The following is a 10,997-nucleotide window of genomic DNA, read 5'->3' as shown; positions in this document are numbered from 1 at the left end:
GGCCGGGGTGTTGGAGAATGGCGGCAATATCGGCGTTCTCGTCGACCAGAAATTCTCCAACGGCCTGGACACGACCTTCTTCGGCCGTCCCTGCCAGAGCAACCGCGTGCTCGGCACCCTTGCCCGTCACTATGACTGCGATGTCTACCCGGCGCGCTGCGTCAGGTTGCCGGGCAACCGCTTCCGGCTCGAGATCGAGGACAAGCTGGTCTTGCCGCGCACCGCCGACGGCAGCGTCGACGTCCACGCCACCACCCAGATGTTGAACGACGTCGTCGAGCGCTGGGTCCGCGAGGACCCCGGCCAGTGGATGTGGTTCCACAAAAGGTGGGAGATCAGCAACTGGCGGCGAAAAAAGCGCACCAAGGTGGCTCCCGTCGCAAACGCCTGAGCGAGCCGCCGGCGGGAACGTGAGTTCCTCCGCCGACAGACAAAGCCAATATCAGCGAATCGCCAACCGCCTAGTTCGTGACGACAATGCGCGTATTGCCGAATCCGACTTCGCGCACCATCGAATAGAAGGCCGCGGCATTGGCCGTATGCAGCCTTACGCAGCCATGCGAAGCTGGGCGGCCGAGTTGCCTGACGGCGCCTGTTCCATGGATGGCATAACCACCATGGAAGAATACGGAATAAGGCATCGGCGACATTTCGTACTTGCGCGAATACCACATCCGCGCCGTGCGCTGCGGCCGGTAGGTGCCGCGTGGCGTGAAATAGCCCGGACGGGCGGTCGACACGGCCCACCGATAGACCGAATCACCATAGCGGACCGTCATTGTCTGCGACGACACGTCGATATTCGCCACCAACGTGGCCGCCTCGCTCGCGACCGATGCGCCAAACAGCGCGACGGCCAGCACCGTTGCCTTAAGGAACGACATTTTCATGCGATCAAACCCCTTTGATTGCCCCTTGCCTGCCCGCCATCACGTTATTTTTCACCTTTTTAATGGCAGTGAACAGATAGCACACACTCCTTGACCAATTCGCCAATCCAATGCAGCGAATTTGAACGATTTCCCGCGATAGTTGCCGCCAGGACACGTTGCACCGATTTGGTCGACGGGCTTGCAAAACCGTGGGGTTCGCTGCTCAACTCGTGGCATGAACGAGAGACTCCTCAAGGCAATCGACAGCAAGCGCGACGAGTTGGTGGCGCTGACCGCCGACCTGATCCGCTTTCCGACCATCAATCCACCCGGCGAAGCCTACAGGCCATGCGCCGACTATATTGGTGCGCGGCTAAGGAAACGCGGCTTCGAAACCGAGTTCATCCGCGCCGAAGGCACGCCCGGCGACACCGATCGCTATCCGCGCGTCAATGTCGTTGCCCGTTTCGATGGCCGGTCACCGGGCGCCTGCGTCCACTTCAATTCGCATATCGACGTGGTCGAGGCCGGCGAAGGCTGGACGGTGGATCCCTTTGCCGGCGTCATCAAGGACGGCAAGGTCTATGGCCGAGGCGCCTGCGACATGAAGGGCGGCCTGGCTGCCTCCATCATCGCCGTCGAGGCTTTCATGGAAGTCTTCCCCGACTTTCCCGGCGCCATCGAGATCTCGGGCACGGTCGACGAGGAGTCCGGCGGCTTTGGTGGCGTCGCCCATCTCGCCGGGCTCGGCTATTTCTCGAAGCCCAGGGTCGACCACGTCATCATCCCCGAGCCCTTGAACAAGGACCGCATCTGCCTTGGCCATCGCGGCGTCTGGTGGGCGGAGATCGAGACCAAGGGCGAGATCGCGCACGGCTCGATGCCGTTTCTCGGCGACAATGCGGTGCGCCATATGGGCGCCGTCCTCAGGGCATTCGAGGACGAATTGTTCCCCGCACTCGACCGCAAGATCACGCGCATGCCGGTCGTACCGGAGGGCGCCAGGCGCTCGACCATGAACATCAACTCCATCCATGGCGGCCAGACCGAGGATTTCCGGCCCGGCCTGCCCTCGCCCAACGTGCCCGATTCCTGTCGTTTGACCATCGACCGCCGCTTCCTGCTCGAGGAGGATCTGGCCACGGTCAAAAGCGAAGTGACCGGCATTCTCGATCGGCTGAAGCGGGAGCGCAAAAAATTCGACTACGAGATACGCGACCTGATGGAAGTGCTGCCGCTGATGACCGAACGCGACGCGCCGGTGGTCAAGGCGGTGGCGCAAGGCATTCATGCCATCTTCGACCGCGAGCCCGACTATGTCATATCCCCCGGCACCTACGATCAGAAGCATATTGCCCGCATCGGCCACATCTATGACTGCATCGCCTACGGACCCGGCATTCTCGACCTCGCCCACCGGCCGGACGAATGGGTCGGCATATCGGACATGGTGGAATCGGCCAAGGTGATGGCGATCGGGCTCGACGTGCTGCTGCGTGGCACCTCCACGGGATAACCCTCCATCGCGACAAGCTTCGACCTTCCTACACGGCTGGCACGGCAAAAACATTCCCAGCCATCCTGCCTGACAGCACGAAACGCAATTTACTCCCGCGCGAAATCACGCTTCTATCGCCCGGTTTGAGCACGTGTCCTGAACGCATGGGGAGTTGCACGATGAGACTGTGGAAAACCATTCTGGCCGCGGCGGTCCTTGCGCTAGCCGCTGGAAGCCAGGCCTTTGCGGCCCGGACCGACCTGGTCATCGGCATTCCGCTCGAACCTCCGCATCTCGATCCGACCGCGGGCGCCGCGGCGGCGATCAAGGAAGTGCTCTACGCCAATGTCTTCGAGGGCCTGACCCGGATTGGCCCCAATGGCGAGGTGCTGCCGGATCTGGCCGAGAGCTGGACCATTTCCGATGACGGCAAGGTCTACACCTTCAAGCTGCACACCGGAGTCAAATTCCATGACGGCGCCGATTTCAGCGCCGACGACGTGAAATTCTCGCTCGACCGGGCCCGCGCCGACAATTCGGTGAATGCGCAAAAAGGCCTGTTCGCGGCCATCGACAAGGTCGAAATCGTCGATCCGGCAACGGTCAAGGTCACGCTGAAGAACCCGCAAGGATCCTTCCTCTACGATATGGGCTGGGGCGACGCGGTGATGGTGTCGCCAAAGTCAGCCGACACCAACAAGGAGAACCCTGTTGGTACCGGCCCGTTCAAGTTCCAGAACTGGGCCAAGGGATCGTCGATCACCCTGGTAAAAGCCGACCATTACTGGGGCGCTCCGGTGTTCCTCGACAAGGTCGAGTTCCGCATCGTGCCGGATGCCGCGGCCTATGTGCCGGCCCTGCTGTCCGGCGACATCCAGGCCTTCCCCTTCTTCGATCCCGACAGCCTGGCACAGGTGAAGGACGATCCGCGTTTCAAGGTGGTGATCGGCTCGACCGAAGGCGAGACCATCCTGTCGATCAACAACAAGAAGCCGCCTTTCGACAAGCTGCAGGTCAGGCAGGCGATCTCCTACGCGCTCGACCGCAAGGCGATCATCGACGGCGCCTCGGCCGGTCTCGGACTGCCGATCGGCTCGCACATGTCGCCGGCCAACAAGGACTATGTCGACCTCACCGGCCTCTATCCGCACAATGTCGACAAGGCCAAGGAACTGTTGAAGGAGGCCGGGCTGGAGAACGGCTTCAAGGCGACGCTGAAACTGCCGCCGCCCAGCTATGCCAGGCTCGGCGGCGAGATCATCGCCTCGCAACTTCGCGACGTCGGCATCAATCTCGAGATCATCCCTGTCGAATGGGCGCAGTGGCTGGACCAGGTGTTCACCAAGAAGGACTACGACCTGACCATCGTCTCCCACACCGAGCCCAACGACATCGATATCTATTCGCGCAAGGACTACTACTTCAACTACGACAATCCGACCTTCGACAAGGTGATCGCCGACCTCAACCTCACCTCCGACGAGGCCAAGCGCAAGGAGCTGCTTGGCGAGGCGCAGAAGATCCTGGCCGACGACGCCGTGGTCGGTTTCCTCTACGAATTGCCCAAGGTCGGTGTCTGGGACGCCAAATTGCAGGGCCTGTGGGAAAACGCGCCGATCCAGGCCAATGATCTCACCAAGGTGAAGTGGAGCGAATGAGGTCTGTGGTGCGAGCGCCGCTCCTTCGCCTCCCATGACCGCCTACCTCCTCAAGCGCCTTGCCATCGCCCTTGCCACGCTGGTGCTTGCCTCGATGGTGGTCTTCGCCGTGCTGGAAATCCTCCCCGGCGACCCTGCGCGGCTGATGCTGGGCATGAACGCCAGCGCCGATCAGGTGGAACTCTTGCGTAACCAGATGGGCCTCAACGCGCCGCTCGTCCTGCGCTATTTGCACTGGGCAGGCGGCCTGCTCAGCCTCGATTTTGGCCGCTCCTATACCTATTCGGTGCCGGTCATCGATCTCGTGCGTGAACGGCTCGCCGTCTCGCTGCCGCTGGCGCTGATCGCGCTTGCGCTCTCCACCATCATCGCCGTTCCGGTCGGGCTTTATTCCGCCAGCCGGCGCGGACGGGCCGGCGACACGATTTCAATGGGCGTGGCGCAGCTTGGCGTCGCCGTGCCCAATTTCTGGTTCGCGCTGATGCTGATCTATGTCTTTGCCGTCTGGCTGCGGCTGGTCCCGGCCGGTGGCTTCCCGGGCTGGAGCGCCGGCGCCTGGCCGGCGCTGAAATCGCTGCTGTTGCCGGCGGTGGCGCTTGCCCTACCGCAAGCGGCGATCCTGGCGCGCGTCACCCGCTCGGCGCTGATCGAGATCCTGAACGAGGACTATATCCGCACCGCCCGCGCCAAGGGTCTGCCCTATCGGGCCGTGCTGTGGCGGCACGCACTGCGCAACGCCATGATCCCGGTGCTGACCATCCTTGGCTTGCAATTCGCCTTCCTGCTCGCCGGCACCATCATCATCGAGAATGTCTTCTACTTGCCCGGGCTCGGCCGGCTGGTGTTCCAGGCGATCACCCAGCGCGACCTGATCGTCGTCGAAAGCGTCGTCATGCTGCTGGTCGCAGCCGTCATTGCCGTCAACCTCGTCGTCGACCTTTCCTATGCGGTGGTCGACCCGCGCCTGAGAAGCCGGCAATGACGCTGCGCATCGACATCCCCGAGGAGACGTTCCGCAGCATTCTGGCCAAGGCGTTTGGAAATACCGCCTTCGTCACCGGCTTCGCCATCACCGTGCTGATCGTGGCGATGGCTGTGATCTCTTACGTCTGGACACCCTACGATGTGACGAAGCTGGTCATAGCCGACAAGACGCAAGGCCCCTCGCTGGCCCATTGGTTCGGCACCGACCATTTCGGCCGCGACATCCTGTCGATGATCATGGTCGGCGCCCGCAACTCGATTGCCGTGGCGCTGGTCGCGGTCGGCATCGGCATGGGAGTCGGCGTGCCGCTCGGCACCTTTGCCGCCGCGCGCGGCGGCCTCGTCGACGAGGCGCTGATGCGCGTCAACGACCTCGTCTTCGCCTTCCCGGCGCTGCTCTCGGCGATCATGATCACCGCCATTTTCGGGCCCGGCGCCGTCAACGCCATCATCGCCATCGGCATCTTCAACATTCCGGTCTTTGCCCGCGTCGCTCGCGCCGGCGCGCTTGCCGTCTGGCCGCGCGAATTCATCCTGGCCGCGCGCGCCGCCGGAAAAAGCCGCACGCAGATATCGATCGAACATGTGCTGCCCAACATCGCCACGCTGCTCCTGGTGCAAGGCACCATCCAGTTCGCGCTGGGCATCCTGGCCGAAGCGGGGCTTTCCTATCTCGGCCTCGGCGCGCAGCCGCCAATGCCGAGCTGGGGCCGCATGCTGTTCGACGCCCAGACGCGCATGGTGGTGGCGCCGTGGATGGCGATCTTCCCCGGCATGGCGATCGTCGTCACCGTGCTCGGCCTGAACCTTTTGGGCGACGGCATCGCCGATATTCTCGACCCGAAATCGCGGCGGCAGCGATGAGCCTGCTAGAGATCGAAAACCTATCGTTGACCATCGGCGACACGCCGATCCTGAAGGAGATCGAACTCTCCGTCGCGCCCGGCGAGATCATGGGATTGGTCGGCGAATCCGGCTCCGGCAAATCCATGACCGCGCTGACGGTGATGCGACTCCTGCCCCATGCCGCACGCGCCACCGGGCGCGTCACATTCGACGGCATCGATATCCTCGCGGCAACCGAGGACCAGATGTGCGCTTTGCGCGGCGACGACATCGGCATGGTGTTCCAGGAACCGATGACGGCGCTCAATCCTGTCAAGACGATCGGCGAACAGGTCGCTGAAGGCATACGCTGGCACACCAGGGCAAGCCGAGCCGACGCAGAGGAGCGGGCGCGAAAAATGCTCGACCGCGTCGGGCTGCCCTCGGCAAAGTTCCCGCTGTCGCGCTATCCGCACGAATTGTCCGGCGGCCAGCGCCAGCGCGTCGTCATCGCCATTGCCTGCGCGCTGAAGCCGAAGCTCTTGATAGCCGACGAGCCGACGACAGCGCTCGACGTGGTGCTGCAGGCACAGATCCTCGACCTGCTGCGCGACCTCGTTGCGGAAAGCCGCATGGGCTTGCTGCTGATCTCCCATGATCTCGCTGTCGTGACCGAGATGGCCGACCGCATCACCATCCTGCGCCATGGCGAGGTGATAGAGGCCGGCGACACGGCGAGCACGCTCTCCGGTCAGCTTCATCCCTATACGCGCCAACTGGCGCAGGCCTCGATGCATGTTCCGGCGCGCGCCAAACCTCATCTCGTCGGGACGGACCAACCTCTGCTGCAGGTCGAAGGCATCACCCGCGACTATCCCGGCCGCCGGACTTCGCTGTTCAGGCGCGCGCCTGCCATCCGCGCGGTCGACGACGTCTCCCTGTCGATGGCGCCGGGCCAGTCGGTGGCGCTGGTCGGCCGCTCCGGCTGCGGCAAGTCGACCCTTGCCCGCATGATCCTGGCGCTGGACCGGCCGAGTTCGGGCGCGATCCGCTTTCGCGGCGAAGCCATCACCGGCAAGAGCGAAGCCGAGTTGAAGCCCGCCAGGCGCGATATGCAGGTCGTCTTCCAGGACCCCTACGGCTCCTTCGATCCGCGCCAGAAGGTCGAAAAACTGGTCGCCGAGCCCCTGCATGTCCTGGAGAAAAAACCGACGCGCGCCGAAAGCCGGGAGATGGTGGCGCATGCGCTGCACGAGGTCGGCCTCGACCAGCGTGACATGGACAAATACCCGCACGAATTTTCGGGCGGCCAACGCCAGCGCCTGTCGATCGCCCGCGCCATCATCACCCGCCCAAAACTGGTGGTCGCCGACGAGCCGGTCTCGGCACTCGATGTCTCGATCCGCGCGCAGATCCTGGACCTTTTCGCCGGGCTCAACCAGAAACTCGGCATCGCCTATCTCTTCATCACCCATGATTTGACCGTCGCCCGCGCCATCACGGACGAAGTGCTGGTCATGCATGAGGGCAAGATCGTCGAGCGGGGCAAGACGAACGACGTGCTCGACCATCCGCAATCCGAGGCCGCCAGGGCGCTGGTAGCGGCGGCGCCGGATCTGCACCGCGCAATCGCCAAGCGGATGCAGGAACAGGGGTGATCGACCGGTTCTCGATGCAAATCCATCGTGCCAGTGGCTCGATGGAAGGCCGCGAACGCTGGGGAGATGCCGCAGGCAGCAGGCCCGGCCGGGACCTCCGCCCCTACTCTTCCGGCTTCACCACGTCGACCGGGCTGATGTCGAGCAAATCGAGCGTGCGGCGCAGCAGCCGCACCTCGCTCTCGGCCAGTTGCGAATCCGCCTTGGCGATCTCCGCCATGTGCTGCGCCAATTGCTTGCGGCGTTCGACGTCGAGGTCGCGGAACAGCGCGATCGCTTGCGAGCCGTTGGTCTCGTAGCCGAATTCGTTGAGATATTCGATGACGCTGTCGATGCTGGTTTCCGGAATGCCGAAAGCCCCCTTGCAGATGCGCCGGAAGGCAACCATCTCGCTCTCGCTCACCGTGCCGTCGGCCAGGATCATGCGGAACAGCATCAGCAGTTCCGCCGACAGGACTGGATCGTCCGCGACCTTGCGCACGCCCGGGTCGCCGTCGAAGATCGAGCGTATCTGGTCCAGCAACGCGAATGCCATGAACGGCCCCCTTTCCGATTCCTCTTTGATAGAATTAGCGCGGAATCGGCCTTGCGCAAACGGGGTGGTCGTGGTCGAACGCGCGCTATCTCAGCCGACCGGACATCTCGACACATCAGATGATCGACCTCACCGCCCAGTCCATCGCCATCCTCGCCTTCGCGGCTTTCGCCGCGGGCTTTGTCGATTCGATTGCCGGCGGCGGCGGATTGATCACCATCCCCGCACTGCTGCTTGCCGGTTTTTCACCGGTCGAGGCGCTTGGAACCAACAAGCTGCAAGGCATGTTCGGCTCGGGGTCGGCGACCATCCACTATGCCTCGAAAGGTCATGTCGACCTGCGCCGGCAATTGCCATCGGCGCTGCTGGCACTTGCCGGCGGCGCCATCGGCGCATTACTGGCCACGATCGTGCCCGGGGACCTGTTGCGCGCGGCCTTGCCGCTGGTGCTGATTGCCATCGCGCTATACTTCGCCCTCAAGCCCAACATGAACGATGTCGACCGGGCCGAGCGCCTGTCGCCCTTCCTGTTCGGCGTGACCCTGGTGCCGGCCATCGGCTTCTATGACGGCGTGTTCGGGCCGGGCGCCGGTTCCTTCTACATGCTGGCCTTCGTCGCCCTTGCCGGCTACGGCGTGCTCAAGGCGACAGCGCACACCAAACTGCTCAATTTCGCTTCCAACATTGGCGGCTTCATCGTCTTTGCCGCTGTCGGCGTCATCTCCTGGAAGATCGGCCTGATGATGGGCGTTGCCCAGTTCCTCGGCGCCCGGCTTGGTGCCAGCCTTGCCATGCGCATCGGCGCCAGGTTGATCAAGCCGCTGCTGGTGGTCGTCTGCGTGGCTCTGGCGGTGAAGCTGCTGGCCGATCCGGCCAACCCGCTGCGTGTCATGATTGGTGTGTGATCACGCGCCTGTTACAATATCGCTGTTCGAATCATGTTGCAGGAGCCAGACATGAATCTCAACGCGCCTACCCAGATTGTTTTCATCATTTCCCTGGTCATCGCCATCATCGGCATTCTCGCCGCGCTTGGCGTTCTTGCGTTCATACCTCTTGCATCGGTGTGGATCGTGCTTGTCGCCTACATCGTGCTCGCCGCCGGCTGCCTGATGCGCGGCGCCTGACAAGTTTCCCTCGACAAGTGGGGACCGAGAGCGCCCGGCCAAAGCCGGGCGTTTTTGATTCTGATGCGGCCTCTGCTAAATTCGCTTGGCGGAAGGATGGCCGATGCCAATCGAGATGCAGCGCCCGAAAGAACAGGATCGCTCCATATCGGGGCTGTTCGAAATGCGCCGGCGGCTTCCCAACGCCGCGCTTGACGGCGTTGTCACCGACATCTGCGGCTATCGCGAAACAGCTACCGGCCATTTCCGCAATGTCGAATACGCGTCGCTGACGGTGCCGCTGGTGATCAGCTTCGCCGAGCCGTTCGCCATCGGCCTCGGCAGGACGCCTGATGACAATGACCGCGTCGCCAGTTTCGCCGCCGGCCTTTTCGCCGGTCCGGTGATGATCGAATCCTTCGGCGGCGCCTGCTGCATCCAGGTGAATTTCACCCCTCTTGGCGCACGCCGCTTCTTCCGCCTGCCGATGAGCGAATTGACTGACAACATGGTCGTACTCGACGACGTGCTTGGCGCGGAGGGCGCGGCGCTGCGCGAACGGCTGGGCAACACGCCTGACTGGACGGCACGTTTCGATCTTGCCGAGGCCTTCGTCGCCGCACGTCTCGAGAGCGCCGCCGAAACACCGCTCGAAATCGCCTGGGCCTATGACCGCATCATCACATCAGGCGGCCGGACCCGGATCGCATCGCTTGCCGAACAGTTGGGCTGGAGCCGCAAACATCTCGCCGACAAATTCTCCGACGCGACCGGCATCGGCCCCAAGACGCTGTCGCGCATCGTCCGCTTCAACCGGGCGCTCCGCCTGTCGAGCGAGCCGACCGCCGACTGGGCGGATGTCGCCGCCGATTGCGGCTATGCCGACCAGGCGCATCTGGTGCGCGAATTCCGCGAGCTCGCCGGTGAGACACCAACGGCACTTTCGGTCAGGTAACATTTCTTCAAGACGCAGGAACGGCCCTTGGCCAGAGTGAGGCATAGACCGATCCAGATGAAGGAGGTTCCGATGCCCACCACCACTGAAGCACCCCGGCTCTACCCTGCCCTGCGCTACAAGAATGCGGCGGGGATGATCGACTGGCTGGGCGAAGCCTTCGGTTTCAGTGTCCGTGCCCGCTATGGCGAAGGCGATGTCGTGCACCATGCCGAACTGGTCTTAGGCTCCTCGATGATCATGCTGGGCACGGTGCGCGACGACGACTACGGCAAGATGGTCGGCGAACCCGGTTCAGGCGGCGGCAAGTCGATCTATATCGCCGTCGACGATGCCGACGCCGCCTACGCCAAAGCCAGGAAGGCCGGCGCGACGATCATCCAGGAACTGACGAACCGCGATTATGGCAGCCGCGAATTCATCTGCCGCGACCCTGAAGGCAATGTCTGGTCGTTCGGCACCTACTGGCCGAAGGCCGGTGAGAAGGCCTGACCTTCAACGTGCCAATGAAAAAATCGCATCACAGTCGAGATGGGTTTCCAGCTCGGCGGCGACCTCGTCCAGCGCGCGCTCGACCTCGGCTCGGTAATCTATGCCACCGCTCCTGACACCCAGGCTTTCGAGGAATTTCCCGCGAAAGCCGTCGGCGCCGAACAGGCCATGCATATACGTGCCGATCACCTTGCCATCGGCCGAGATCGCGCCGTCCTCGGCGCCATTGATGATCGCCGACGGCCGCCTGGTGTCCGGGCCCGTCGTGCGGCCGAGATGGATTTCGTAACCCTCGAGCGGCAGGTCGAACGGCACCGAGCGGGCGCTGACATTGCGCACCGTCTTTTCCGGCTCCATCACCGTCTCGACATCGAGCAGGCCGAGGCCCACGGCTTCGGTGACGTTGCCTTCGAT

At 63.3% G+C, this 10,997-nt stretch carries 11 protein-coding genes and 2 pseudogenes; 10 read left to right on the top strand and 3 right to left on the bottom strand.

Going from position 1 to position 10,997, the window contains the following annotated elements:
• Positions 1 to 391, top strand: a pseudogene (locus EOA36_RS15120) (lipid A biosynthesis lauroyl acyltransferase); the annotation flags it as partial.
• 70 nt (positions 392 to 461) lie between these two features.
• On the opposite strand, the gene EOA36_RS15115 reads toward EOA36_RS15120, so the two are convergent.
• Positions 462 to 890 (bottom strand): L,D-transpeptidase, encoded by a 429-nt coding sequence (locus tag EOA36_RS15115; RefSeq protein ID WP_127278311.1) that lies wholly within the window; start codon positions 888 to 890, stop codon positions 462 to 464.
• Positions 891 to 1,107: 217 nt separating this feature from the next.
• Here EOA36_RS15115 and EOA36_RS15110 point away from each other — a divergent pair, with 217 nt between their 5' ends.
• The 5 genes from EOA36_RS15110 (at position 1,108) to EOA36_RS15090 (ending at position 7,495) form a co-directional block, all read left to right on the top strand.
• Positions 1,108 to 2,388, top strand: a complete 1,281-nt coding sequence (locus EOA36_RS15110) for an acetylornithine deacetylase/succinyl-diaminopimelate desuccinylase family protein (RefSeq protein ID WP_127278310.1) — start codon at positions 1,108 to 1,110, stop codon at positions 2,386 to 2,388.
• Positions 2,389 to 2,549: 161 nt separating this feature from the next.
• Complete coding sequence (locus tag EOA36_RS15105; RefSeq protein WP_127278309.1) at positions 2,550 to 4,028, top strand: ABC transporter substrate-binding protein; 1,479 nt, start codon at positions 2,550 to 2,552, stop codon at positions 4,026 to 4,028.
• 34 nt (positions 4,029 to 4,062) lie between these two features.
• A complete protein-coding gene (locus tag EOA36_RS15100; protein ID WP_127278308.1) occupies positions 4,063 to 5,010 on the top strand; it encodes an ABC transporter permease in 948 nt (315 codons plus the stop codon).
• Positions 5,007 to 5,876, top strand: coding sequence for an ABC transporter permease (locus EOA36_RS15095; protein WP_127278307.1), 870 nt, complete (start codon positions 5,007 to 5,009; stop codon positions 5,874 to 5,876). Before EOA36_RS15100 ends, EOA36_RS15095 begins: the two co-directional genes overlap by 4 nt.
• Complete coding sequence (locus EOA36_RS15090) at positions 5,873 to 7,495, top strand: dipeptide ABC transporter ATP-binding protein (RefSeq protein WP_127278306.1); 1,623 nt, start codon at positions 5,873 to 5,875, stop codon at positions 7,493 to 7,495. Before EOA36_RS15095 ends, EOA36_RS15090 begins: the two co-directional genes overlap by 4 nt.
• A 103-nt stretch (positions 7,496 to 7,598) precedes the next feature.
• On the opposite strand, the gene EOA36_RS15085 is transcribed toward EOA36_RS15090, so the two are convergent.
• On the bottom strand, positions 7,599 to 8,030 hold the full coding sequence (locus EOA36_RS15085) for a TerB family tellurite resistance protein (RefSeq protein WP_127278305.1): 432 nt from the start codon (positions 8,028 to 8,030) through the stop codon (positions 7,599 to 7,601).
• Between the two features lie 119 nt (positions 8,031 to 8,149).
• Between EOA36_RS15085 and EOA36_RS15080 the strand changes: the two genes are divergently transcribed.
• The 4 genes from EOA36_RS15080 (at position 8,150) to EOA36_RS15065 (ending at position 10,583) form a co-directional block, all read left to right on the top strand.
• A complete protein-coding gene (locus tag EOA36_RS15080) occupies positions 8,150 to 8,935 on the top strand; it encodes a TSUP family transporter (RefSeq protein WP_127278304.1) in 786 nt (261 codons plus the stop codon).
• A 51-nt stretch (positions 8,936 to 8,986) separates the two neighbouring features.
• Complete coding sequence (locus EOA36_RS15075) at positions 8,987 to 9,157, top strand: hypothetical protein (RefSeq protein WP_127278303.1); 171 nt, start codon at positions 8,987 to 8,989, stop codon at positions 9,155 to 9,157.
• 103 nt (positions 9,158 to 9,260) lie between these two features.
• Positions 9,261 to 10,091 carry an AraC family transcriptional regulator gene (locus EOA36_RS15070; protein WP_127278302.1) on the top strand — a complete coding sequence of 277 codons (831 nt, stop codon included), beginning with the start codon at positions 9,261 to 9,263 and terminating at the stop codon, positions 10,089 to 10,091.
• 72 nt (positions 10,092 to 10,163) lie between these two features.
• Positions 10,164 to 10,583 carry a VOC family protein gene (locus tag EOA36_RS15065; protein ID WP_127278301.1) on the top strand — a complete coding sequence of 140 codons (420 nt, stop codon included), beginning with the start codon at positions 10,164 to 10,166 and terminating at the stop codon, positions 10,581 to 10,583.
• 3 nt (positions 10,584 to 10,586) lie between these two features.
• Here the strand turns inward: EOA36_RS15065 and EOA36_RS15060 are convergent.
• A pseudogene (locus tag EOA36_RS15060) lies at positions 10,587 to 10,997 on the bottom strand (cobyric acid synthase CobQ); the annotation flags it as partial.

This window comes from Mesorhizobium sp. M8A.F.Ca.ET.021.01.1.1, assembly GCF_003998025.1.
In the GTDB taxonomy this organism is placed as follows: domain Bacteria; phylum Pseudomonadota; class Alphaproteobacteria; order Rhizobiales; family Rhizobiaceae; genus Mesorhizobium.
Note: the sequence above shows the minus strand (reverse complement) of the source record. Positions and strands in the feature narration are given on the sequence as shown.